Consider the following 24145-nt stretch of genomic DNA (forward strand, 5'->3'; position numbering starts at 1 on the left):
TTAGGAAATTTGAGGGGTTATTGCAAAGGTCTCAAATTATCCAAAAAGCAACTGCGACATGAACGTCGCCGTATTGGCATGATCTTCCAAGAATATGCCTTGATTGAGCGTCTAACGGTGATGGAAAATGTCCTATCCGGTCGCTTGGGACAGATGGGCTTTTGGAATAGCTGGTTTCGTCGCTTTAACCCAGAAGATATTAGCGAAGCCTATGAATTATTAGACCGCGTTGGTCTAAAAGGTAAAGAAAACAACCGTGCTGATGAGCTGTCCGGCGGTCAGCGTCAACGTGTCGGTATTGCCCGTGCCTTAATTCAGCGCCCCGATCTATTACTGATTGATGAACCGACTGCTAGCTTAGACCCTAAGACCTCGCGGCAAATCATGCGTCTCATTATCGAACTATGTCGTGAACGTGGCCTTGCTGCCATTATTAATATTCATGATGTGGTGCTAGCAAGCGAGTTCTTGCCACGCATCGTCGGTTTACGTGCTGGTTCAGTGGTATTTGATGGGCCTGCTAAAGCGCTCAATGACACCGTACTCAGTACCATTTATGGCGATGAGGACTGGACCGCTATTTGTAAGAAAATCGCTGCTCAAAGCACCGTTGACTCTGAAACCGAAGATAGCTCAACGGCGCTAAAAGATGCTGCCGTCTCTGCGGCTTAAAGGATTGACATTGATGAATAATCCGTCTAATTCCTTGATGCCGCCCGCCTATCCTAGCCAATGGAAAAAGCCACCTTTTATTCGTAATCCATTAACTCGCTATGGCTTACTGCTTGGGGCTGTTATTTATTTGGCCTTAAGTATCGGCTCCCTTGAGATTAACTGGGTCCGCTTAAGCCAAGGTTGGGAACGTGCGTGGATTTTTATTAAAGGCTTTTTAAGCCCCGACTTCACTACCCGCAGTGCCGATATTTGGCAAGGCATGGTAGAAAGCTTAACAATGGCGCTGACCTCAACCGCGGCCGGCATCATTATCTCTATTCCCATTGCCATCGGTGCCGCAAAAAACTTGAGCCCCACCTGGATTTATCTATTATGCCGCGGCATTATCGCTATTTCCAGAACCTTAAATGAAATTATCGTGGCCATTTTTATGGTGGCTTTATTTGGCTTTGGGGCTTTTGCGGGTTTCCTAACCCTAAGCTTTGCCACTATCGGCTTTTTAGCCAAGCTCTTGGCAGAGGATATTGAAGAAATCCAAACTTCTCAATTGGAAGCGATGGAAGCCACGGGTGCTAGTTTCATACAAACCTTAGACTTTGCCGTATTGACTCAATGTCTGCCGCGCTTAGTCGGTCTCTCACTGTATCGTCTCGATATTAATTTCCGCGAATCGGCGGTCATTGGTATTGTCGGTGCAGGCGGTATTGGTGGTACCTTGGGCACCTCCATGGATCGCTATGAGTACAGCTCTGCTGCGGCGATTTTGCTCTTAATTATTGCGGTCGTCATGATTGCTGAATACTGCTCCAGTATTGTTCGTAGGAAAATGTTATGAGTAGTAGTTTAAGTGTTAATACTCAAACAATGCGCCAATGGCATAAGCGCACTCCCGTACAAAATGCCACTGTTTTTATGCTTTGGTTGGTGACCATTGCCTTTGTGCTATGGACCTTCCAAGTAATGACCAAAGACACGATTTGGGCCTTTGTAATGGATGCGCCACGCCAAATGCAGGATATTGGTGGTCGCATGTTCCCGCCCAACTGGCAGTCCATGAAAGAGCTTTGGTGGCCTCTCTGGGAGACCTTAAATATCGCTACCCTAGGTACCTTATTAGGCGCAATCTTGGCAGTGCCTGTGGCCTTTTTAGCAGCACGTAACACCACACCGAGTGCAGCGCTATTAAGACCCCTTGCGCTACTGATTATCGTCTCTTCACGCTCGATTAACTCATTAATTTGGGCTTTATTATTGGTGTCAATTTTAGGCCCCGGGGTACTAGCCGGCATCATTGCGATTGCACTACGTTCGATCGGCTTTATTGGAAAATTGCTGTATGAGGCGATTGAGGAAATTCGTCAAGAACCAGTGGAAGCAATTGTCGCCACGGGTGCCAAACCATCTCAGGTGATTACATGGGGTGTGTTTCCACAAATCGCACCTACCCTAGCTGGTATTTGCGTTTTCCGTTGGGATATTAATATCCGTGAATCCACCGTACTCGGTCTAGTCGGTGCGGGTGGTATGGGTTTAAAGCTAAATGCGGCCCTCAATACACTGGCTTGGCCTAAAGTGACGATGATTCTTATCGTCATCTTTGCGACAGTGATCGTGAGCGAGTGGGTAACGATGAAGCTCAGACAAAAACTCATTTAAGCCAACCTCCCCCCATACAAATCAGCATCAATCTCAAAAAAGCACTAAACATACGAAAAATCATGCTTAGTGCTTTATCTGCTCTGTAATTTTTCAGCTGCTAATGATAGAATCTGTAGTGACTATAACCAGCCTAATACTTTAGTCGCAGATTGGCGTATTAAAGCGGTTATAAAAGCTTACAAACTGAAGCATCCTATTGACAGTTAAGACGCTGAATTAGCCTGAGAAACAGTATAATTTAGAGTTGCTGTTAGGAGTTTTCCCTTTAACCTTGTTTTTTATTTCACAATATACTAAAATAGCAAAAGATAATATGAACATTGAAGCCAAAGATTTAGAAACTTTATCCAAAGACGCTGCGGATTTTATCAAAACCCTAGGTAATCCGCATCGACTGTTAATTCTCTGTCTACTCGCTGAAAATGCTGAGATGAGTGTTGGTCAGATTCATCAGTATTCGAGTCTTAGCCAATCCGCCTTATCCCAACATATTGCGATTATGCGCAAAGAGGGTTTGATTGATTACCGTCGCCAGGCGCAAACGCTTAACTATCGTATTATCGATGAGCGTGTGTTTAAGATCGTGACTTCGCTCAAGGAGATTTTTTGTCCCTAGTCCGCACTAGGACACCATTAACCTTATTTATTTTTATTTGACCTATGACTTTAGCACTCATTACTGCCGAACAGGCTGCTCAACTGGTTAAAGAAGGCGCTATCTTAGTTGATATTCGCTCAGCGGCTGAGTATCGCAATCGCCATATTCCTGACTCCATTAATCACACGGTAGACGAGTTATCAACCGTCCAACTACCGGCTGACCGCGTTGTGATTTTCTTATGTCAATCCGGTATGCGTACCCGCACAAATGCAAATAAACTAGCTGCCGCCGCACAACAAGCAAAGGCATTTTACATTCTTGAGGGTGGTATTGACAGCTGGCAAAAGCAAGGTCTTCCTGTGGAAGTCGTCGCTAATGCACCGTTAGAGCTACAGCGCCAAGTTCAAATCGCTGTGGGTTTGATGGTAATTTTAGGGGTTGTTTTAGGTACATGGATTAATCCAGCTTGGTACATTTTAAGCGCCTTTGCCGGTGCGGGTTTATTAGTCGCTGGTCTAACCGGGTTCTGCGGTTTAGCCAGACTGTTGATGTTAGCCCCCTGGAATCGGGTCTGATCTTCAACGCTACTAGCATGGCGAGTCGCAAGTTTTGCGCTGCAGCCATCCGTATTTTCAGCCTCTCACTGCTAGCACCCTAGGGGTGCTTCATATCACCCCTCACCACCATTCAAATGATGCAATGCATCACCTCGCTGCCAATGTGCGCACAACTGCCGTCCCTCAGGCAGCGCCTTTGACAAAAATTTCTCCACAGGCGCCAGTTTAAAACACAGCTTTCTTTGCTTACGTTATGATTCAAGCTTTACAATTTGAATTACACACTCACGGAGTATGTCATGAATGCTGTCGTCCTCGCGGTACTTGTTATGCTGATTCTATCCTTAGCTCGAGTACACGTTGTTTTAAGTTTATTAGTCGGTGCCTTATCAGGCGGACTGCTAGCGGGTCTAGGTCTTAAAGCGACCTTGGAAGCTTTTCAAACCGGCCTAGCTAACGGCGCTCAAATCGCCCTCTCTTATGTGATGCTTGGGGCGTTTGCGATGGCGATTGCCTACTCTGGTTTACCACGTGCCATTGCCAATCGTGTTATTGAGAGCTTAGATAAAACGCAAAGTGCCGGTGCTCGGGTTAAGTGGTTGCTAATTGCCATTCTGGCGATTATGGGTGTGATGAGCCAAAACTTAGTACCGATTCACATTGCCTTTATTCCTTTGATTATTCCACCGTTAATTATGGTATTTAATCGCTTAAATATCGACCGTCGCGCGATTGCTTGCGTACTCACCTTTGGCTTAGTGACGACCTATATGTACCTGCCTTACGGTTTCGGTGAGATTTTCTTAAAGCAAATTCTTTTAGGTAATATCAATAAAGCCGGCATGGACACCTCTGGTCTAAATGTCATGAGCGTGATGTCAATCCCTGCCCTTGGAATGGCTTTTGGTCTATTGGTTGCGCTCTTTATTAGCTACCGTAAACCACGCCATTATGAAAATAACCCTCTGACTAACACCAGTAATGACAAGCAGGAAAGTGGCAACAATAAAAGCCAGCGCTACAACAATCTGATTGCCTTAATCGCCATTATTGGTTCCTTTGCAATTCAACTCAGCACAGGTTCCTTACTATTGGGTGCGATGATTGGCTTCACCATCTTTATTGCCTTCGGTGTTATCAGCTGGCGTGATGCTGATGCCGTGTTTAATGACGGCCTACGCATGATGGCAATGATTGGTTTTATTATGATTTCTGCTCAGGGCTTTGCCGAAGTGATGAAGACCACCGGCGAAATCAATAGTTTGGTTAGTGCCTCGGCTGAGCTCTTTGCCGGTAATAAAGGCATGGCTGCACTAGCGATGTTATTGGTTGGTTTATTGGTGACCATGGGTATTGGCAGCTCCTTTTCCACCCTACCCATTATTGCGGCAATTTATGTGCCGATCTGCATGACCATGGGCTTTTCAACCGCTGCTACCGTCGCCTTAATTGGTACCGCCGGCGCCCTCGGTGATGCGGGTTCACCCGCTTCAGACTCAACCCTCGGGCCTACCATGGGTTTAAATGTGGACGGTCAGCATAACCATATCTACGATTCAGTGATCCCGACCTTTATTCACTTTAATATCCCGCTCTTAGTATTTGGCTGGATTGCGGCGATGGTGCTATAGGCTTTAGACTAAGGTCTGACACTAGATAACTAGCGGAGAGATGTTATGAATTATATTTTGCAAGTAGATTTTCCATTTGATGGACCGTGGGATAAGGCCATGTATACGGCGATGCAGGATTTAGCAAAGTCAATTAATAATGAACCGGGCTTAATCTGGAAAATCTGGACTGAGAACCAAGCCGATAAGTCAGCGGGCGGGATTTATTTATTCGATAGCCGACACAATGCCCAGAAGTATTTGGAAATGCATTCAGCCCGTCTAGCAGCGGTCGGCATCAAGGATATCCGCGGTCGAATCTTTGCCATTAATGATAAGCTCTCCGAGCTTAATAAAGCACCCCTCGGTTTTTAATCAATCAATTAAGCCCTTAGGACAAGCGACCTAAGGGCTTAATTTTTACTACTGGGCTTGCAAGGCACGGCAAATTTTCAATACTGGCTCTGCTTGATTGAGCGTATAGAAGTGTATGCCCGGCGCACCACCACGACGTAGATCATCACATAGCCTGCTCACCACTTCATGACCAAAGTCACGAATTGATTGCACATCATCCCCATAGCTCTCTAGGCGCTTAGCAATCCAGCGTGGGATTTCAGCACCGCACATTTTTGAGAAACGCGCCAATTTGCTATAGTTGGTAATTGGCATAATTCCTGCCACAATCGGGATGGTTACGCCCTTAGCCTGCGCTCTATCCACAAAATCCCAATAGGCATCGGCATTATAAAAATACTGTGTAATCGCCATATTGGCGCCAGCATTGACCTTGGCCACAAAATGATCGAGGTCCTCATCAAAGCTTTCCGCCTGGGGATGCATCTCTGGATAGGCGGCCACTTTGATACTAAACCAATCGCCACTGTGCTCCCTAATCAAACGCACCAGATCCACGGCATTACGCAAGGGTGAATCGGCCAAACCCATACCGGAAGGCATATCCCCCCGCAACGCCACAATACGACGAATGCCTTTGGCCTGATAACTATCGAGAATCTCCCTAATTGCCTCCGGCTGACTGCCCACACAGGCTAAATGTGGTACCGCCTCACGGCCTAAGTTCGACACCATCTGCACAGTATCCTCAGTGCCTTCACGGGTGGAACCACCCGCACCATAGGTCACGCTGATATACGCTGGATCAATTTCAAGTAGCTGCTTGGTGGTTTCTACCAGTCGCTCACGAGCGTGCTGCTCTCGCGGCGGGAAATACTCCAAACTAAAAAAACGAGAGCCCTCAGTCTCAATTCGATTCATGCTGTTATCTCATAAAAATATAGCTGAGGATGGAAGTAAAGAGGGAGTATAGGATTGGCGCCAAGAAAAAGGCAACTCCACCTCGTACTTCAAAGCCTTTTAAAAACTTACTACCTAACCAAAATAAAAAACCGTTGATGACCAATAAAAACAGCCCCAAGGTCACGATGGTGATGGGAATGGTTAAAATCACCAAAATCGGTTTGACCAAAGTATTAAGCAAAGCCAACACGGCTGCAGCAATAAAGGCCGAGAAGTAGTTTTCAACGTGCACGCCCTTGAGCACAAAGGCTACCGCCATCAAGGCAAAGGCATTTAACAGCCAAACAATAATAAAATCCATGGTATGCTCCTATCCTCAGATTGAGTAAAAAAATCTAAAACAGTGATCCCGACTGCATTGCAATCAGGATCACCTTAAATCATTGATAGTATGAACGCTTAGGAAAAAAATTTCCTATACCATTAGTAACGATAGTGGTTAGGCTTATACGGTCCGTCCACCGACACGCCGATATAGTCGGCTTGCTCTTGGCTCAGTGTGGTGAGTTGAACACCGAGTTTTTGTAAGTGAAGGCGCGCCACTTTTTCGTCTAAATGCTTAGGTAACACGTAGACTTGACCATTTTCATACTTATCACCATGACAAAAGAGCTCAATTTGCGCAATGGTCTGGTTGGTAAAGGAAGCAGACATCACAAAGGATGGGTGACCGGTAGCACACCCTAAATTTACTAAGCGACCCTGCGCGAGTAGAATAATCCGTTTACCATCAGGGAAAATCACATGATCCACCTGCGGTTTAATCTCTTCCCACTCCAGCGACTCTAAGCTAGCGACATCGATTTCATTATCAAAGTGGCCAATATTACATACAATCGCTTCGTTTTTCATTTGTTCCATATGCTCACGCGTAATCACATGGTAATTACCGGTAGCGGTCACAAAAATATCTGCTTTAGCGGCAGCTTCTTCCATGGTCACGACTTTGTAACCCTCCATTGAGGCTTGCAGGGCGCAGATTGGGTCAATTTCCGTTACCCATACTTGGGCTCTTAGCGCCTGCAGTGCTTGGGCGCAGCCCTTACCGACGTCACCAAAGCCAACTACCACGGCGATTTTACCGGCAATCATGACATCGGTTGCGCGCTTAATGCCGTCGACCAAGGACTCACGGCAGCCGTAAAGATTATCGAACTTAGACTTGGTTACGGAGTCATTCACATTAATGGCTGGGAAGGCTAACTCACCCTTTTTAGACATTTGATAAAGACGATTAACACCGGTAGTCGTCTCCTCGGTCACACCCTTAATTTGAGCAAGGCGGACTGAGTACCAAGAAGCGTCCTCGGCTAATTTCTTTTTAATCGAAGCAAATAAGGCTTTTTCCTCTTCACTGCTTGGATTATCCAACACCGACGGGTCCTTTTCGGCCTTAGCACCTAAATGCAATAACAGCGTCGCATCGCCACCGTCGTCTAGAATCATATTTGCCTGCTGATCGGCACCGCCCGGCCAATTAAAGATTTCATGGCAATAAGCCCAATACTCGTCCAAGGTCTCACCCTTAATGGCAAAAACCGGGATATTTTGAGCAGCAATCGCGGCAGCCGCATGGTCTTGGGTTGAAAAAATATTGCACGAAGCCCAACGCACCTCGGCACCTAAGGCAACCAAAGTCTCAATTAACACGCCGGTCTGAATGGTCATGTGTAAGCTACCCGCAATACGCGCACCCTTTAGTGGCTGACTGGCTGCATATTCTTCACGCGTTGCCATTAAACCTGGCATTTCTGTTTCAGCAATGGATAACTCACGACGCCCCCAGTCGGCTAAGCTAATATCCTTAATCACATAGTCCTGGGCCTTGATATTGGCACTCAGTTGATCGGCCATTTGATACTCCTAAGAATTTTTTAAAAAATAAAATTGAGAGTCAGTAGACACAAAAACGCCCACCAACTCTGAATCTAGAGATATGGTGAGCGCCGTTAGGATAATAAGATGGTTTAGTGCTGACGAGCCTGGCAGATAATCAATCTGTCGCAACGCCCCTCGTCAGCCTAAGTAATTGATAATTATAGCAGATTATATTAGAGCTCTGCTTTTAAGGCAGGCACACGGTCTAAGGCCTCCCAAGTAAACTCAGGCTCATTACGACCGAAGTGACCGTAAGCAGCTGTTTTGCTATAAATCGGACGTAGCAAATCAAGCATCTCGACAATACCGCGCGGTCTGAGATCGAAGTGCTTACGCACTAGCTTTGCAATCTCATCATCCGGCATCACACCGGTACCCTTAGTATAGACGGTGATATTAATCGGCTCAGCAATACCGATAGCATAGCTGACTTGTACCTCGCACTGGCGCGCCAAGCCGGCAGCCACCAGATTTTTAGCGACATAGCGCGCTGCATAAGCAGCAGAACGGTCGACCTTAGAGGGATCCTTACCAGAGAAAGCGCCACCCCCATGTGGGCAAGCACCGCCGTAGGTATCCACGATGATTTTACGACCAGTTAGGCCCGCATCCCCCTGAGGACCGCCAATCACAAACTTACCGGTAGGGTTAACAATAAACTTCGTATCCGGTGTAATTAGTTCAGCCGGAATACTCGGTAAAATAATCTCGCTTTTAACCTGCTCTTTAAGCGCTTCTTGCGTGATATCCGGGTGATGTTGAGTAGAAACTAATACCGTATCTACTTCGGCTGGCTTACCATCGATATAGCGGAAGGTTAGCTGTGCCTTAGCGTCAGGGCGTAACCATGGGAGACGACCATCCTTGCGTAGCTCACTCTGGCGCTGCATAATGCGATGAGCATACCAAATCGGTGCCGGCAGTAAATCCTCAGTCTCATCACACGCAAAACCGAACATCAAGCCCTGGTCACCCGCCCCCTGATCGAGGATGTTCTCCTCGCTGCGGTCAACGCCTTGGGCAATATCAGGTGACTGGCGGTCATAGGCCACCAGCACTGCACATGTTTTATAATCTATACCATATTCGGGGTTATCGTAGCCGATGCGCTTTAGTGTCTCACGCGCCACTGCTTGATAATCCACATTCGCCGTGGTGGTAATTTCCCCGGCCAAGACCACTAAACCAGTGCTACAAAGCGTCTCAGCGGCGACACGTGCATTAGGGTCCTGCGCTAAGATAGCATCCAGCACGGCATCAGAAATTTGGTCGGCAACTTTATCCGGATGACCTTCAGAAACAGATTCTGAAGTAAATAAAAAATCGTTATGCGCCATTTTAAGTAGCGTCCTTATATTTTTTAAAAAAACAGTAGAAAATTAATTTGGTATTGTATACCAATTGACAAAGCCATAGCGCTGAGAGTGAACGGATTGCGCTTTTCTTATCGCTTGATTGGTGCTGAGGCATGGTGGTAGCGCCCCAACTGCCATGGCTTAGCTATTCACTTAGGCTTGCACATCCAACGCACTTTAATCAGCTGGCATCTAATCAATCGTCTTGTTGTATACTGCTATTTTTAACCTAGCACGATGATTATTCGCTGCATTTCCAGTGTTCATGAAGCATTCCTTTAAATATAAAGCACTTAATCAGTTATTTCATTTTTTAGGGCAACTCTCCCTAAAAAATCGCTTACGTGTGGGGGCTTTTTTAAGTCTAATTGCACCTTTGGTGATGCGACGACGCATTAGGATTGTTAAGAAAAATTTAGAATTAAGCTTTCCTAAGGCCAGTGAAGCAGAGCGCGCCCAATGGCAAAAACAACATATTCGTGCGCTTTGCCAAAGCATTGTGGACCGGGGGTTTATTTGGTATGGGCCAGAGGAAGAAATCAAAGCACAAGTTCAGCTGAAGAATTTTCACTACTTGCAACAAGCCATGGATAATCAGGAGTCGATTATTCTTTTAGCACCGCATTTTATCGGATTAGATGTGGCCGCTTCTCGCATGACCATGATTGTGCCGGAGAGCGCAACCATTTATTCAGCACAGCGCAACCCACATATTGATGCCATTATCCGTGATGGTCGTGCCCGCTTTAATAAGGTGCATATGATTGAGCGCAAAGAGGGTGTGCGGGGCATGTTACGCTACCTAAAGCAAGGCTTTCCCGTGTACTACTTACCGGACATGGACTTTGGCCGTAAAGGCAGTATTTTTGTGCCCTTTTTCGATATCCCTGTCGCCACCCTACCCACCACCGCTGTACTGGCAGAGAAATGGGGAGCCACCATTATCCCTATTTATAGCCATTGGGATCCGGAAAACGGTCATTATGAAGTTGAAGTATTAGCGCCTTTGCTGAACTTTCCCGGGGAACAATCAGTCGAAGAAGCAACCCTTTTTATTAATCAATTAATTGAAAAGCTCATCCTGCGTGATCCGAGTCAATACTACTGGGTACATAGACGTTTTAAAACCCGCCCAGATCCAGCCGCGCCCAAGTTCTACTAAGGGACCGATGGTGATTCGACAGCACGCGGACGTGGAGAACTATCATGCACACACTTTTTCGTATTCTGAGCACCTTGTTATTTCTAAGTCTCAGCTTCTTTAGTTTTTCAGCGCATAGCGTCGGCGTAAGCAGCCAGCCGCATGTAGGTCAACGCATTGCTAAGCTCAAAGACTTCCAGGATAAACCAGCGACGGATTATCTTAAAAAAGGTCAGCCAAGCTTGGTGAAGTTTTGGGCCAGTTGGTGCCCGCTATGCTTAGCTACGCTTGAAGAAACCCGTGACTGGCGGCTGGATCCCGATTTTGCTGGGGTCAATATCATCAGCCTCGCCTCCCCCGGCTATTTAAATGAGCAAAGCCCCAAGGAATTTAGACAATGGTACCGCGGGGTTAATTTTGACAATTTACCGGTAATTGTGAATGATGGTGGTGAACTGACCCGTGCCATCGGTATCTCGGCTTATCCTAGCTGGGGCTTAATTGATGCTGAGGGTCGTTTACAACGTGTGATAAAAGGCCATATCACCAAGGAGCAAGCACTTGCGCTCGTGGCGGATAAAGACTACGAAATTAAGCGCAAGCCCCCCGATTTTTATCGACCAAGTAAGGACACGGCACAGCAACAAAAGGACAAGGCAAATCTTATGAAAACAAAGGAAATCTATCTAGCAGGCGGCTGCTTTTGGGGCGTGGAAGCGTATTTTGAACGTATCCCTGGGGTTGTCAATGCCGTCTCTGGCTATGCTAACGGCAAAACCCGCCAGCCGACCTATGAGCAAGTCATCTATATGAACACCGGTCACGCTGAAACGGTGAAGGTGGTCTACGATCCTGAGCGTATCGACTTAGAAACGATTTTACGTCACTACCTACGCATCATCGATCCGACCAGCTTAAATCGTCAGGGTAATGACCGCGGCACCCAATACCGCACCGGTATTTACTACAGCGAGCCGAGCGATAAAGACATCATTACGGCCGTGCTAGCACGTGAACAAAGCAAATGGGAGCGCCCTATCGTGGTTGAAAATCAGCCCTTAATCGCTTTTGATGAGGCTGAGGAATATCATCAAGACTATCTTGCTAAGAACCCCAATGGCTACTGTCATATCGATTTAAACCTAGTTGATAAGCCATTAGCCGAGGAAAAAACGCCATTAAATCTTCAAAACGGTAGTAACACCAAAGCCATGCAAGAGCAAAACACGCAAAGCACAATCACAGTGAACCCTGCGGACTATCATGTACCAAAAGAGGAGGAACTACGCAAAACGCTAAGCCCTCTTTCCTATCAGGTGACTCAACAAAATGCCACAGAGCGTGCCTTTACTCACCCCTATGATCATTTATTTGAAGCGGGCATCTATGTGGATATTGTGAGCGGTGAACCTCTTTTTAGTTCGGACGATAAATACGATTCCGGCTGCGGTTGGCCCTCCTTTACCAAGCCCATTGTGCCAGAAGTGATTACCGAGCATCTGGATACTTCCTATAATATGCAGCGCATTGAAACCCGTAGTCGCGTTGCCGACGCGCATTTAGGACATGTTTTTCCTGACGGTCCGCGCGATCGTGGCGGCTTACGTTATTGTATTAACGGCGCTGCCTTAAAGTTTATCCCTAAAGCCGAGATGGAAGCGGCCGGCTATGGTTATTTACTCCCTTTAGTGAGTGATAAATAGCATGAGTCAGGTGCTTAACCGTGAGCAGTTAAATCAATGGCTCGACTATATGCAGCAGCAACGTCGCTGCTCCGAGCATACTTTAGCTGCTTATCGGCGGGATTTAAAGGCTTTGATGGCACTTTATCCTGAGCACAATCTCCAAGCGCTCAGTCATGACTTACTACGGCGTGCAGTGGCGCGTTTGCATGCCAGCGGCTACAGCCCTCGCTCCATCGCCCGTATTGTTGCGGCCTGGCGCTCTTTTTATCAATGGCTTAGCGAGCGGGTTGAACTTAAAAGTAACCCCGCAGCGCACCTTAAGACACCCAGAGTTCCTCGACCGCTACCCAAGGCGATGACGGTGGATCAGACCACAGCCTTTTTAGACCGTAGTCAACAGCTTAGCAACGCCACTGAGGCTAAGGATGTATGCGATGTGGCCATGTTTGAATTGCTTTATAGCAGTGGCTTACGGCTCTCGGAATTAGTGCAGCTTGACTGCCACTATGTTAAAACAGCGAGTTATGAATCCCTCGGTTGGATTGATTTAACTGAAAAAGAGATTAAAGTCGTCGGTAAGGGCAATAAAACCCGCATTGTTCCCTTGGGCGAAAAAGCTGCTGAGGCGATTCGTCATTGGTTGACAATGCGTGAGGCTAGCTTGGCACCACAGGCTAATGAAAGCGATAGGGCTGCCTTATTCTTAGGTGCTAGAGGTCGTCGCATTAGCCCTCGGGCGGTGCAACTTCGCTTAAAGGCCATGGCGCTCAAAACCGGCGCCGACAGTGCTATTCACCCACATATGATGCGACACAGCTTTGCTAGTCATCTACTGCAGTCCGCACAAGACCTGCGGGCCGTGCAAGAGCTGTTAGGGCACAGCAATATCTCCACTACACAAATTTACACCCGTTTAGACTATCAACATTTGGCTAAAGCTTATGATGCTGCCCATCCAAGGGCGCAGAGAAAAGGCAAAGAGGATTGATAAGGGGGTAATGTCTATTAAAAATAGGGTGTGTGAATAATGTAGCAGGTTTACACGGTTTAAACATCTAGTATTTTGAAGCGGTAACTCTCTTTTATTAAGTGACGTGTCAGATCAAGTCGTAAATACAACCTCTCAAGTCAGCTGCAATCCTAGTTACCAAACCAGCTCTAGGTGTTAAATTCCAATAACTCACGCACCTCCTCTGCCGCTTCCTCCATAACTACACGATAAGACAATAATCGACTCAAGCAGGTTCTCGCAGTAACGGCATGGCAAGCAACGGTGGCAATAATACGCGATTTATGATACGGATCATAAACAGGCATAGCTAATGCCACCATGCCAGTAACAAACTCCTCTTTATCGAGCCCGAAGCCTTGGCGCTTGGTTTTTGCTAACTCTTTTTTAAACTCTTCTAAATCAGTAATCGTATTATCAGTAAAAGCGTTTAATTCAATATTTTTTAAAAAAGTGCTTTGCTCAAAATGAGATAAGTTTGACAAAAACAGCTTACCACTCGCTGTGCAATGCAAGGGCACAGATGTATTGGGCTTAACATTCATTTGCAAACTCCATGGCGCTGTATTCTCTACTCTAACCAAGTAACGCACCGAATCCTCATCTAATACCGTTAAATTGCAAGTCTCATTAATCTTACTGACGGTCCTCCTTAAAATCGAACGTGCAGCAACGCTAAATCTTGTAGTTCTCAAAGCATTAACGCAAAAGCTCACGCTTCTCGCGCCCACCGTGTAACCCAACTGTTCGGGCAAGCGAACAACAAAGCCCGCCTCACATAGGGAGTTTAAATTTCTCATTAAAGTGCTTCGAGGTATTGCTATCTTGGCGCATAAAGCATTTAGTGATAACGGTTCTTCTGAGTTAGCAAGTACCTCAACAATCATTAATGCTCTAGTTGCTGCTGAATTTGTAGTCACAACATTTATATCCTTCAATCGATGATGATCAGCAAAACACGCTCACCATAAACCGAAAATAAATCAAAAAAACAATTTGTTGTGTCAAAAATGGTTTTTTTAGCACAAACCCTATGATGTCAAATTTTTTCATATCTTAAATTGATTAAACAACTGATTACAAAGGAGACTTTAATGAAAGAGCAATTTGACTACATCGTGGTTGGCGGGGGTTCCGCAGGTTGTGTATTGGCGAATAGACTTAGCGAAAATGGAAAGCACAGTGTTTGTTTAATAGAAGCTGGACCTGCCGATAAAAACATTTGGATCCATATTCCTATTGGTTATGGAAAAACCATGTTTAACAAAAAGCTAAACTGGCAGTTCGAAACTGAGGCTGACCCATCCATGAACAACCGCAAGTTCTATTGGCCACGTGGTAAGACCTTAGGAGGCAGTAGTTCCATTAATGGTCTAATCTATATTAGAGGCCAAAAGGAAGACTACGACCACTGGGCTGCATTAGGCAATAAAGGCTGGAGCTGGGATGAGTGTTTGCCTTATTTTAGAAAATTAGAAAACAATGACTTACCTGCTTCTGAAACTCGCGGTAAAAATGGCCCCCTAAGCGCTACAACAATACCTGCTAAACATGAATTGGTAGAAGCCTTTATTAAGTCAGCAGGATTAGAGGGAATTCCGCACGTCAATGACTTCAACTCAGGCGATCAGTTCGGTGTTGGTTACTTCCAGTTAACCACCAAGAATGGACTGCGTCAGTCAACGGCCGTCGCTTATTTACGCCCAGCAAAAGAGCGCAGCAATTTGACCATTAAAACCGAGCACTTGGCGCATCGAGTTTTATTTGAAGGCAACCGTGCTGTAGGCATTCAGGTAAGCGATAAAAACAAGAACAAATATACTATAAAGGCCAACAAAGAAGTAATTCTAAGTGCTGGCGCTATTCAAAGTCCACAACTATTGATGCTATCTGGCATTGGTCCCGCTGCTCATTTAAAAGACAAGGGCATCCCCTTGCTCAAGAATCTAGATGGGGTAGGTAAAAACCTACAGGACCACTTACAGTTACGTTTAATCTACGAGGTGTCTAAACCCATTACTAATAACGATCAATTGAAAAACGTCTGGACCAAGAGCAAAATTGGCCTACAGTGGTTACTTTCTAGATCTGGCCCTTTAGCTATCGGCATTAACCAGGGAGCTGCTTTCTGCTATGCACTACCAGATGAAGCCAAAACGCCAGATATACAATTCCACTTCGGCACTCTTTCTGCCGATCAGGCAGGTGGTGCAGTTCACCCATGGTCAGGTTGCACCATTTCTGTTTGTCAATTACGTCCAGAGTCTAGAGGTCATATGGAGCTCAGAAGCTCTGACCCTTCCACGCCATTAGCGATTCATCCAAATTATTTAAGCACTGACTTAGACAGACGCACTGCTGTTGCCTCAGTTAAGTTAGCTCGACGCATCGCCACAACAGGCCCTCTAGCTGACTTATTGACTAGAGAACACCGCCCTGGTGTTGAGCAGCAAAGTGATGACGAAATCTTAGAGTTCTGCAGAAACTACGGTGCCACTATTTTCCACCCAGCAGGTACTGCAAAAATGGGCTCTGCGAATGATAGCTCAGCGGTAGTGGATGACAGACTTAGAGTCCACGGTTTCCAAGGCTTACGTGTAGTTGATGCATCCATTATGCCGACGCTAGTTTCCGGCAACACTAACGTACCTGTAGTGATGATCGCCGAAAAAGCCTCTGAGATGATACTTAATGATGCTGAGAGCATGTTAACTACATCCTACCTAGAAAAATCTATCGCTTAAAAACTAATTAGTTAAAAACCCAGGAGACAAAAATGAGCAATATGACTAAAGAACAAAAGAAAGAGGTGCACCAGGTCATACGGGCATCTTTAATCGGTGCGACAATCGAGTGGTATGATTTTTTCCTATACGGTGTTGTGGCTGGACTAGTTTTCAACAAACTCTATTTCCCATCAGACAATGAGTTTGTTAGTACCATGTTAGCCTACACTACTTTCGCAATCGGCTTCTTGGCGAGACCTTTTGGAGGGATTATTTTCGGCCACATTGGCGACAAAGTAAGCCGTAAAGGGGCGCTAGTAGCGACTTTATTATTGATGGGTGTTGCCACTTTTATTATCGGTTTAATCCCTTCCTATGAAACTATCGGCATCTGGGCACCCATTCTACTCTTATTGATGCGTATTCTACAGGGTATCGGCATGGGAGGCGAATGGGGTGGCGCAATATTGATGGCATATGAGTACGCCCCCAAGCATAAGCGTGGCCTATATACTTCCTTACCACAAATCGGTTTAGCACTAGGTCTTTGCCTTGCATCAGCTGTAGTTGCTATATTAACGGCTGTTTTAAGTCCTGAGGCCTTCTTCGCATGGGGCTGGCGTATTGCCTTCCTTCTTTCAGCCTTGTTGGTATGCGTGGGCTTGTATATTCGCACGCATATTAAAGAAAGCCCAGAATTCCAGAAAATGAAAGCTAGAAATGCAGAAACAAAAATTCCTTTCTTCACCATGCTCAAAAACTATCCAAAAAACATTCTTCGCGGAATGGGCGCACGTTACATAGATGGTGTTCTCTTCAACGTCTTTGGTGTCTTCAGTATTAGTTATTTGAGTAATGACCTTAATATGGATAGAACAACTGCCTTAACGGGCGTATTGATTGCTTCCTTTATAATGTGTTTTTTCATTCCACTATTCGGAGCCCTATCTGATAAAGTAGGCAGAGCTAAAACCTATATTTGGGGCTCATTAATCACTGGTGTTTCAGCTTTCCCCGCTCTATTTTTCATGACAATGCATGTTGATAGCACCCTAATCGTATGGACATCCATTATTATCCCATTTGGTATTTTATATGCTTCAGTATACGGTCCTGAAGCAGCTTTGTTCTGCGAGTTATTCGACACGGATGTTAGATATACAGGTATTTCTTTTGTATATCAATTTTCAGGTATATTCGCGTCGGGAATCACGCCAATGATCGCAACTGCACTACTACATGCTAATGACCATAAACCTTGGTATATCGCGACCTATGTCTTTGTGGTGGGCCTCATCTCAGCGTATAGTGCATGGTCTATTAAGAAAGCTGATGCTAAAGGTATACTTCTGAAACCTAATCTCGCATAAATTGTTAAATTTAAGCTTGGTAGCAGCCTGACTCATAACTTGATTATTGAGTCAGGCTGACTTAAACCATCGTAACTGTTAACAGTAACTCCTACACCAGTCCTAAATACTACAAGCAATAAAAACTTTAAGAATCCGTTCCTCCTAGCTCAACCCTTTGCAAACATTTAAACCACCTTGACTGTTTCCCTTTGGGGTAATCACTACTATTACTTCTTATACCATCTAAATAAACTATATTAAATATCAATAATTGATACACATAGTTTCACTAAAGGAGATTTTGATGAGAGGCTTGACAACTAAAAGGTTACTCACGGCCATTGTTGGAGGATGCCTATCTTTAATGGCACCGTTAGCCTTAGCTGATTATGAAGGACCAAAACTTAAGCTTAGACTAGCTCATACGGCGCCACCTGGTAATCACATCACCCTAGCCTATCAAAAGTTCGCAGATCTAGCTAAAGAAAAATCTAATAATAAAATTCAAATTCAAGTTTTACCTAATGCAATTCTAGGTAGCGATAGAGTTCTAATCGAAGGTGCACAACGTGGGACATTAGAGATTGGCGTGAGCTCAACACCCAATCTAGCAAACTTCTCTAAAGCGTTTCAAACCTTTGATTTGCCTTATATTACATCAATCAAAAACCAAAACAAACTCTATAAAGCTATTAACCCTGGTGGTCCTATATATGAATATCTAGAGGCAGAGTCGAACAAGATTGGTTTACAACCTATTATGTATGCTGAATATGGTTATCGCCATTTTGTATCGGCCAATAAACCATTAAATAGCGCAATTGATCTAGCGGGATTAAAAATGAGAACCACTGACTCTCCCGTTGAGATTGATGTGGCTAAAGCTCTCAATACAAATCCAGCACCTATCGCTTGGGGAGAGGTATATACCGCCTTGCAACAACGCACAGTAGACGCAGAGGGGAACACTTTCCCACATCTAACTGGAGCTAAACACGATGAGGTCTTGAAATACGCTATTACCTCTGCTCATAACTACGGCATGCAGGTAGCAATGGCAAACAAAAAATGGTGGGACGGCTTACACCCTGATACACGCAGAGTACTTCAAGAAGCCGCATTAGAGGCTGTTACTCACCAACGCAAGGTCTTGTGGCCTGAAAATGAAAAACAAGCACGCGCAAGCTTTGAGGAAAAAGGGATAAAAATTCATGATGCTACGGAAGAGGATCTAGCAGAATTCAAGAAGCTAACCCAACATGTTTATGACTCATACGCTGCGCAGTTACCAAGCGAGCTTATCGAGCTTATAAAGGCCACTCAAGAATAACTCGCAACTAATTGCTTAAGCAGTCCCCGATTTCTTATCTCAAAGATCGGGGACTCTTGTCTTTATTTATAAGAGCAGGTATAAATCATGAATGAATCTAGCACAAATCCCCATTTAACCCGATGGTATAACAACCTAGAAAAGCCGCTGCTAGTGATTGGCTTGATACTAATGATTCTTGTAATTAATTATCAAACCTTTTTTAGATACATTATGTCTGGGTTGATATCATTTGCCTCTAATCCAGCTAATCATTCATTGATATCTACCTTTATTGATCCGGTGTATTTCCTTGCTTTTTTAAAGGCTAAAATTGGATGGGCAGTATGGTCAGAAGAGCTTGCACGATATATTTTTATCTGGATATCTTATCTAGCTGTTCCAATCGCCATCCTAAACAAAGGCTTAATCAGGGTTGATGCTTTCCACAATTGGTTAAAGCCAAGCAATCAAAATACACTGTGGGTGACAATCTACTTATTGACATTAGCTTTAGCGCTAACGCTCTTCTGGCTTGGTTTTTCGCATCTCCAGATGCAATTAGAGTTTAAACAAACCACCCCGTCTTTAAAACTCAATTACGCCATTCCATACTTTATCCTACCCTTAGGTTTTAGCTTAATCGCTCTTCGCACAATTCAATGCTTAATAGAGGTCATACGTAGCTCAAGAATTAGAGAAATAATTTTAGGCAGCCTTATTGCCATCGCCCTAGTGGGAGTTGCTTGGATATTACAAGATTACTTCGTTAATACTGCTACAGTACTTTTTGGTTATTTTGCCATCTTTATTATTATCGGCTTACCCATTGCCTTTTCGTTAGGCTTAGCAAGCTTATTAACTATTATTGTATCCCAAGCGTTGCCCATCGACTATACAGCGCAGATTGCATTTGTGTCGATTGACTCCTTCCCAATTATGGCAATTCCTTTCTTTATTGCAGCTGGCGTTTACATGGGTGCAGGTGGGTTATCTGAACGCTTATTGAGAGTGGCCGATAAGTTAGTGGGCTCATTACCTGGCGGCCTTGCTCTAGCAAGTATCATGACCTGCATGTTCTTCTCCGCAATTAGCGGATCAGGGCCAGCGACTGTAGCTGCTATTGGTGCTATCACTATTCCAGCAATGGCACATCGAGGTTATAACATATACTTTGCCGCAGCGATCGTGGCCAGCGCAGGCGCGATTGGTGTAATTATTCCACCAAGCAATCCATTCGTTGTTTATGGTGTATCTGCTCAAGCCTCTATTGGAAAACTATTCATTGCCGGTATTATCCCTGGCTTTCTGATAGGTTTCTTATTAATGCTAGCCACGTACTTCATTTCAAAAAAGAATGGATGGAAAGGCGAAAAGACAGACAATTCACTTAAGTCTATCCTGAAAGCTGCCTATGATGCGAAATGGGCCCTACTTGTACCTGTTATCATCTTGGGCGGAATTTATGGTGGCATTATGACACCTACCGAATCTGCTGCCGTAGCAGCCTTATACGGCATCATTATAGGCATGTTTGTCTACAAAGAGTTGACTTGGACGCGCTTATGGAGCTCAACCATAGAGGCAGCCTTAACCTCCTCAATTATTATTATCTTAATGGCCATGGCTACTATCTTCGGTAACTTAATGACATTGGAACAAATTCCTGAAACTGTAGCTGCCAGTGTTCTTAGCTTAACTGAAAGCAAAGCTATTATTATTCTCTCTATGCTGGCTCTTCTGCTTCTCGTAGGGCTCTTTATGGAGGCACTAGCTGCTATTGTCATCATAACGCCTGTTTTACTACCTTTAGCCACACGCATTGGTATTGACCCAATACATTTCGGTGTCATGATGGTTACAGCTCTGGCCATTGGATTTATTACACCGCCAGTTGGTGTAAACCTTTTTGTCGCAAGTAGTATCTCAAAAGTCAAAATTGAGACTGTGGCAAAAGCTGCTATTCCCTTTTTACTCATGATGATCTTAGCGTTAAACATAATTTCATTTGTTCCTCAAACATCCCTCTTCTTAATATAAGGACTAGTAATGAACATTCAGGAAAGTTTAGAACTTATGAATTGGGCAATGCAACGCTCAAGCGAAGCTTTTAAAACGCCCGTATGTATCGCCATCTGTGATGCAAATGGCGAACTTCTTTTGTTTTCAAGAATGGACGAGGCCCCAGCTCGAACTATCAACATTGCCCAAGCTAAGGCTTATACAGCAGCGAGAATATCAATGAGCACAATTAGCTTCAAAGAGAGATTAGAACGTGAGAGCCTTGCAACATCTGATTTTATGGATGACAAACTATGCTCATTGCCAGGAGGAGTCCCCTTGCTTAAAGATGGTAAAACCGTCGCTGCTGTTGGAATAAGTGGTCTGAGCCTTGAAAACGATCATGCCCTAGCCTCACTGATTGCACAACAATTCATCACTTAGCCTGCTCACCATTTCTTACATTTATCTAGCCACGAACCTATGTCATTAATTCATTAGGTATCGTGGTTTTTTTTACCTCCTTATGTAAATTTATTTACATAAGGGAAAATACCCTTACATAACTATTAACAGCTGTGCTACTCTCTGTATATACTCGCAAATTTACTTACCAGTGGAAATAGATGGTTAACTCATCACAGTATTTAAGTCTTCTCCCTAAAATCCGAGAAAAGAGTCAACTGATGACTGCCAGCGAAAAAAAAGTTGCGCAGTATACGCTCGACAATACCTATAAGGTTGCCCATATGAGCATTAATGAGCTAGCGGATGAGGTTAAATTATCTATTGCCACAGTCAATCGATTCGCAAAACGCTGTGGATTTTCTGGTTTTTTAGAATTTAAAAAAGTTATAACTGACTATTTTTCCAAAATCCATGAGCCTATTGAAAAAGCCAAAAGAGTAAGAACAGGGCCACATGAGGTCGCCACCAGTCTCGATACTTCTTTTAATAACGCAATGGACAATCTTACTTTAACGAGAAACGAGCTTAATCAAGAAAAAATTAACTCCTTATGCAGTCAATTACTTACCAAAAAAAGAGTCTTTATTGCGGGCATAGGAGTCAGCTCAATGCTTGCTTCTTTTTTAGCAAATGCTATTGAGCCTTTTTTGCCCGATAGCTATATCAAGGAGTTAATTGGTTTCTACGGCTATGAAAGCGCTTTCAGGCAAATCAGTCATTTAACAAACGACGATTTGGTGATAATAATCTCCATTCCGAGGTATTCGCAAACCATTGTTGATTTAGCAAAAGCAGTTCAAGAAAAACAATGTACGATTATTGCGATAACAGACTCAATACATTCACCTATAGTTCCCTATGCCAATGAATGTATTTTTGTGGGCACTGAACACCCAGTGCTATATGCATCAAATGTGGCAATGATTGCGACCATTGAAACCATTTCTTATGTTTTAGCACTACGTACCCCTGAGTTAGACGATTTACTCAAACGACAAACTGAGGTTATTTATCCGCTCTTTTATAAAGGTTAACTATCATGCGCAAAAAAGATAATTTCCAAAAAAAATGGATGATTGTTTTCGCAATCAGCTATTTCTTAATCATGCTACCCCTACCCTTCTACTTCAACACGGAGTATGTTGCTGGTTGGTTTGGAGTACCAATTTTTGTTTATGGCTGGCTGATTCACGGTGCTATAGTAATCACACTTATCGCCATTTATGCTTATCAATGTCTACAAAGACCTGAATACCAAGACAGTCATTTTGAAAACTTAGGAGAAAAAAATGAGTAGTACTGTTGATGAGTTAATCCAGCCTATGGCGGGCTCCTTTATTTTCATTATGCTAATTTACTTTGGCTTAATTGGAGCTATTGGATATATTGCCGCAAAACAGACAAAGAGTCTTAAAGATTTCTTTGTTATGGGAGGTAAAGCGGGTTTTATCGTTTCAGGCATTGCTTATTTTGCCACTCAGTATAGTGTGAGCACCTTTATGGGCGTGCCCGCTATAGCCTACAGAGAAGGCTTTGCAGGGTTAAGTATTTCAGTTCCAGGCATTGCCTTCTCCATGTTAATCCCAGCATTAATCGTTGGCAAAAAGCTAATGCAATTATCCAAAAAAAATGATTTCTTTACCATGACCGACTATCTAGGTGACCGCTATCAATCAAACCTTATCCGGGTAACTCACGCAGTGATTATGGTTGTTTTCTTAATAGCGATGATGGGAGCCCAAATGGTCGGTGCTGGGGTAATCGTAAAAACATTCACTGGTTTTCCTGAGTGGACCGGCGTACTCATTACTGGTGTCATTGTAATTCTATATTGTATGTTCGGAGGTATGCGGGGTGCTATGCTAACCGATGTGTTGCAGGGCGGACTAATGATTCTTACAGCAATAATGACCTTTATTATGTCCTTAAAAGCTGGCGGTGGTTTAGAAAAGATCACGCAAGAATTGGCTGACACCAGTGTTTCGCACCTGACCCACCCTGGCGCAGAGGGCGGATTTGGCTTTGGCGTATATGTTTCTATGATTTTACTCTGGTCGTTTTTCAGCATTGCACAGCCAACGCTTTTCACCAAGTTTTACACTATGAAGAACTATAGAGTCATGTTCAAAGGGGTTCTATTAGGCACCTTGGGCATGTTTGTGTCAGCCACACTTATTGAATGGTCTGGTGTCAATGCCTATATTTCTATCCCAGGATTAAAAGGCTCCGAGGCGGATTTTGTCGTACCTATTCTGATCCAACAAAACCTGCCTAACCTTCTAGCAGCGATTATGATTGCTGGCATTGTCTCTGCTGGAATGTCAACTGTCTCTGCGTTAATGGTGGTGGCAACAGGTGGAATCTCACGAGATATATACCAAAAACTCATCAACCCTAACGCTAGTAATGATACCGTCTTAAAGCTATCGCGCATCATTACAGTAATCGTTGGTCTGTGCGGCATTGCTATTGGTATCTATAAACCCGCAGGCATTTTTGCTATTGTGCGCTTTGCATTTGGTGGTTTAGGCATTTGGGCTATTGCTGTCATTCTAGGCATGTATTGGCGACGTGTCTCAACCGCTGGGGTTATTGCAGGTATTATCGTTGCAGAAATCTATTATGTTTATCTTAAGCTTAATGGTTTAGATGGCTCTCTCTATGCTTTAAAGCTAGATTCTCTAGTTGCCTCATGGCTGCTAGGTATGATTGTCGCTATTGCCATTAGTCTAATAACCAAACCAGTCAATGCAGCTGTTGTCGAAAGGCACTTTAAAGACCAATCCATGACTAGTTAAA

23 protein-coding genes and 1 riboswitch are annotated in these 24145 nt (G+C 44.3%); of the genes, 18 read left to right on the top strand and 5 right to left on the bottom strand.

Annotation, left to right across the window (positions count from 1 at the left end):
- From HMPREF3179_RS08190 to HMPREF3179_RS08220, 7 genes are all read left to right on the top strand, one after another.
- Positions 1-672, top strand: a 672-nt coding sequence (locus HMPREF3179_RS08190) for a phosphonate ABC transporter ATP-binding protein (protein WP_070470594.1), incomplete at its 5' end; no start/stop codon positions are given.
- Positions 673-685: 13 nt separating this feature from the next.
- Positions 686-1510, top strand: coding sequence for a phosphonate ABC transporter, permease protein PhnE (gene phnE / locus HMPREF3179_RS08195; RefSeq protein ID WP_018027014.1), 825 nt, complete (start codon positions 686-688; stop codon positions 1508-1510).
- The gene (gene phnE, locus HMPREF3179_RS08200) at positions 1507-2331 is read left to right on the top strand and encodes a phosphonate ABC transporter, permease protein PhnE (protein WP_048767124.1); all 825 of its coding nucleotides are present in this window, start codon (positions 1507-1509) and stop codon (positions 2329-2331) included. Before phnE (HMPREF3179_RS08195) ends, phnE (HMPREF3179_RS08200) begins: the two co-directional genes overlap by 4 nt.
- Before the next feature lie 316 nt (positions 2332-2647).
- Positions 2648-2950 (top strand): ArsR/SmtB family transcription factor, encoded by a 303-nt coding sequence (locus HMPREF3179_RS08205; RefSeq protein ID WP_018027016.1) that lies wholly within the window; start codon positions 2648-2650, stop codon positions 2948-2950.
- A gap of 44 nt (positions 2951-2994) precedes the next feature.
- The gene (locus HMPREF3179_RS08210) at positions 2995-3510 is read left to right on the top strand and encodes a rhodanese family protein (RefSeq protein WP_018027017.1); all 516 of its coding nucleotides are present in this window, start codon (positions 2995-2997) and stop codon (positions 3508-3510) included.
- Between the two features lie 281 nt (positions 3511-3791).
- The gene (locus HMPREF3179_RS08215) at positions 3792-5123 is read left to right on the top strand and encodes a Na+/H+ antiporter family protein (RefSeq protein WP_070470596.1); all 1332 of its coding nucleotides are present in this window, start codon (positions 3792-3794) and stop codon (positions 5121-5123) included.
- A 45-nt stretch (positions 5124-5168) separates the two neighbouring features.
- Entirely contained in the window at positions 5169-5477 is a 309-nt protein-coding gene (locus tag HMPREF3179_RS08220) for a monooxygenase (protein WP_018027019.1), read from the top strand.
- 48 nt (positions 5478-5525) lie between these two features.
- Here the strand turns inward: HMPREF3179_RS08220 and metF are convergent, their stop codons facing one another.
- From metF to metK, 4 genes are all read right to left on the bottom strand, one after another.
- Positions 5526-6380, bottom strand: a complete 855-nt coding sequence (gene metF / locus HMPREF3179_RS08225; protein WP_070470598.1) for a methylenetetrahydrofolate reductase [NAD(P)H] — start codon at positions 6378-6380, stop codon at positions 5526-5528.
- Between the two features lie 4 nt (positions 6381-6384).
- On the bottom strand, positions 6385-6723 hold the full coding sequence (locus tag HMPREF3179_RS08230; protein ID WP_018027021.1) for a phage holin family protein: 339 nt from the start codon (positions 6721-6723) through the stop codon (positions 6385-6387).
- A 122-nt stretch (positions 6724-6845) separates the two neighbouring features.
- Positions 6846-8276 carry an adenosylhomocysteinase gene (gene ahcY, locus HMPREF3179_RS08235; RefSeq protein ID WP_018027022.1) on the bottom strand — a complete coding sequence of 477 codons (1431 nt, stop codon included), beginning with the start codon at positions 8274-8276 and terminating at the stop codon, positions 6846-6848.
- 80 nt (positions 8277-8356) lie between these two features.
- Positions 8357-8443, bottom strand: a riboswitch (S-adenosyl-L-homocysteine riboswitch).
- A gap of 30 nt (positions 8444-8473) precedes the next feature.
- Complete coding sequence (gene metK / locus HMPREF3179_RS08240; RefSeq protein WP_036559235.1) at positions 8474-9637, bottom strand: methionine adenosyltransferase; 1164 nt, start codon at positions 9635-9637, stop codon at positions 8474-8476.
- Positions 9638-9920: 283 nt separating this feature from the next.
- Between metK and HMPREF3179_RS08245 the strand changes: the two genes are divergently transcribed.
- The 3 genes from HMPREF3179_RS08245 to xerC are packed head-to-tail and all read left to right on the top strand — an operon-like array spanning position 9921 to position 13469.
- Positions 9921-10817, top strand: coding sequence for a lysophospholipid acyltransferase family protein (locus HMPREF3179_RS08245; RefSeq protein ID WP_070470600.1), 897 nt, complete (start codon positions 9921-9923; stop codon positions 10815-10817).
- 44 nt (positions 10818-10861) lie between these two features.
- On the top strand, positions 10862-12499 hold the full coding sequence (gene msrAB, locus HMPREF3179_RS08250) for a bifunctional peptide-methionine (S)-S-oxide reductase MsrA/peptide-methionine (R)-S-oxide reductase MsrB (protein ID WP_070470602.1): 1638 nt from the start codon (positions 10862-10864) through the stop codon (positions 12497-12499).
- A 1-nt stretch (position 12500) separates the two neighbouring features.
- Entirely contained in the window at positions 12501-13469 is a 969-nt protein-coding gene (xerC, locus tag HMPREF3179_RS08255) for a tyrosine recombinase XerC (protein ID WP_070470604.1), read from the top strand.
- 170 nt (positions 13470-13639) lie between these two features.
- On the opposite strand, the gene HMPREF3179_RS08260 is transcribed toward xerC, so the two are convergent.
- Positions 13640-14410 carry an IclR family transcriptional regulator gene (locus HMPREF3179_RS08260; RefSeq protein WP_256388753.1) on the bottom strand — a complete coding sequence of 257 codons (771 nt, stop codon included), beginning with the start codon at positions 14408-14410 and terminating at the stop codon, positions 13640-13642.
- Positions 14411-14584: 174 nt separating this feature from the next.
- Here HMPREF3179_RS08260 and HMPREF3179_RS08265 point away from each other — a divergent pair, with 174 nt between their 5' ends.
- The 8 genes from HMPREF3179_RS08265 (at position 14585) to HMPREF3179_RS08300 (ending at position 24144) form a co-directional block, all read left to right on the top strand.
- The gene (locus HMPREF3179_RS08265; protein ID WP_070470607.1) at positions 14585-16234 is read left to right on the top strand and encodes a GMC family oxidoreductase; all 1650 of its coding nucleotides are present in this window, start codon (positions 14585-14587) and stop codon (positions 16232-16234) included.
- Positions 16235-16275: 41 nt separating this feature from the next.
- Positions 16276-17586: an MFS transporter gene (locus HMPREF3179_RS08270; RefSeq protein ID WP_070470642.1), complete on the top strand. Its 1311-nt coding sequence runs from the start codon at positions 16276-16278 to the stop codon at positions 17584-17586.
- A 286-nt stretch (positions 17587-17872) separates the two neighbouring features.
- Positions 17873-18898, top strand: a complete 1026-nt coding sequence (locus HMPREF3179_RS08275) for a TRAP transporter substrate-binding protein (protein WP_070470609.1) — start codon at positions 17873-17875, stop codon at positions 18896-18898.
- Positions 18899-18985: 87 nt separating this feature from the next.
- Positions 18986-20917: a TRAP transporter large permease gene (locus tag HMPREF3179_RS08280; RefSeq protein WP_070470612.1), complete on the top strand. Its 1932-nt coding sequence runs from the start codon at positions 18986-18988 to the stop codon at positions 20915-20917.
- A gap of 9 nt (positions 20918-20926) precedes the next feature.
- Complete coding sequence (locus HMPREF3179_RS08285) at positions 20927-21322, top strand: GlcG/HbpS family heme-binding protein (RefSeq protein ID WP_070470613.1); 396 nt, start codon at positions 20927-20929, stop codon at positions 21320-21322.
- Positions 21323-21504: 182 nt separating this feature from the next.
- Complete coding sequence (locus HMPREF3179_RS08290; RefSeq protein ID WP_083290732.1) at positions 21505-22380, top strand: MurR/RpiR family transcriptional regulator; 876 nt, start codon at positions 21505-21507, stop codon at positions 22378-22380.
- Between the two features lie 5 nt (positions 22381-22385).
- Positions 22386-22643 (top strand): hypothetical protein, encoded by a 258-nt coding sequence (locus tag HMPREF3179_RS08295; RefSeq protein WP_070470617.1) that lies wholly within the window; start codon positions 22386-22388, stop codon positions 22641-22643.
- Positions 22636-24144, top strand: coding sequence for a sodium:solute symporter family protein (locus tag HMPREF3179_RS08300; protein ID WP_018027035.1), 1509 nt, complete (start codon positions 22636-22638; stop codon positions 24142-24144). Before HMPREF3179_RS08295 ends, HMPREF3179_RS08300 begins: the two co-directional genes overlap by 8 nt.
- Position 24145: the final 1 nt, after the last annotated feature.

This window comes from Oligella sp. HMSC09E12 (genome assembly GCF_001808505.1).
Taxonomy (GTDB): Bacteria; Pseudomonadota; Gammaproteobacteria; order Burkholderiales; family Burkholderiaceae_B; genus Oligella; species Oligella urethralis.

Coding starts and splice junctions, on each gene's coding strand:
- phnE (WP_018027014.1), top strand. CDS start 686: ATGAATAATCCGTCTAATTCCTTGATGCCGCCCGCCTATCCTAGCCAA.
- phnE (WP_048767124.1), top strand. CDS start 1,507: ATGAGTAGTAGTTTAAGTGTTAATACTCAAACAATGCGCCAATGGCAT.
- HMPREF3179_RS08205 (WP_018027016.1), top strand. CDS start 2,648: ATGAACATTGAAGCCAAAGATTTAGAAACTTTATCCAAAGACGCTGCG.
- HMPREF3179_RS08210 (WP_018027017.1), top strand. CDS start 2,995: ATGACTTTAGCACTCATTACTGCCGAACAGGCTGCTCAACTGGTTAAA.
- HMPREF3179_RS08215 (WP_070470596.1), top strand. CDS start 3,792: ATGAATGCTGTCGTCCTCGCGGTACTTGTTATGCTGATTCTATCCTTA.
- HMPREF3179_RS08220 (WP_018027019.1), top strand. CDS start 5,169: ATGAATTATATTTTGCAAGTAGATTTTCCATTTGATGGACCGTGGGAT.
- metF (WP_070470598.1), bottom strand. CDS start 6,380: ATGAATCGAATTGAGACTGAGGGCTCTCGTTTTTTTAGTTTGGAGTAT.
- HMPREF3179_RS08230 (WP_018027021.1), bottom strand. CDS start 6,723: ATGGATTTTATTATTGTTTGGCTGTTAAATGCCTTTGCCTTGATGGCG.
- ahcY (WP_018027022.1), bottom strand. CDS start 8,276: ATGGCCGATCAACTGAGTGCCAATATCAAGGCCCAGGACTATGTGATT.
- metK (WP_036559235.1), bottom strand. CDS start 9,637: ATGGCGCATAACGATTTTTTATTTACTTCAGAATCTGTTTCTGAAGGT.
- HMPREF3179_RS08245 (WP_070470600.1), top strand. CDS start 9,921: ATGAAGCATTCCTTTAAATATAAAGCACTTAATCAGTTATTTCATTTT.
- msrAB (WP_070470602.1), top strand. CDS start 10,862: ATGCACACACTTTTTCGTATTCTGAGCACCTTGTTATTTCTAAGTCTC.
- xerC (WP_070470604.1), top strand. CDS start 12,501: ATGAGTCAGGTGCTTAACCGTGAGCAGTTAAATCAATGGCTCGACTAT.
- HMPREF3179_RS08265 (WP_070470607.1), top strand. CDS start 14,585: ATGAAAGAGCAATTTGACTACATCGTGGTTGGCGGGGGTTCCGCAGGT.
- HMPREF3179_RS08270 (WP_070470642.1), top strand. CDS start 16,276: ATGACTAAAGAACAAAAGAAAGAGGTGCACCAGGTCATACGGGCATCT.
- HMPREF3179_RS08275 (WP_070470609.1), top strand. CDS start 17,873: ATGAGAGGCTTGACAACTAAAAGGTTACTCACGGCCATTGTTGGAGGA.
- HMPREF3179_RS08280 (WP_070470612.1), top strand. CDS start 18,986: ATGAATGAATCTAGCACAAATCCCCATTTAACCCGATGGTATAACAAC.
- HMPREF3179_RS08285 (WP_070470613.1), top strand. CDS start 20,927: ATGAACATTCAGGAAAGTTTAGAACTTATGAATTGGGCAATGCAACGC.
- HMPREF3179_RS08290 (WP_083290732.1), top strand. CDS start 21,505: ATGGTTAACTCATCACAGTATTTAAGTCTTCTCCCTAAAATCCGAGAA.
- HMPREF3179_RS08295 (WP_070470617.1), top strand. CDS start 22,386: ATGCGCAAAAAAGATAATTTCCAAAAAAAATGGATGATTGTTTTCGCA.
- HMPREF3179_RS08300 (WP_018027035.1), top strand. CDS start 22,636: ATGAGTAGTACTGTTGATGAGTTAATCCAGCCTATGGCGGGCTCCTTT.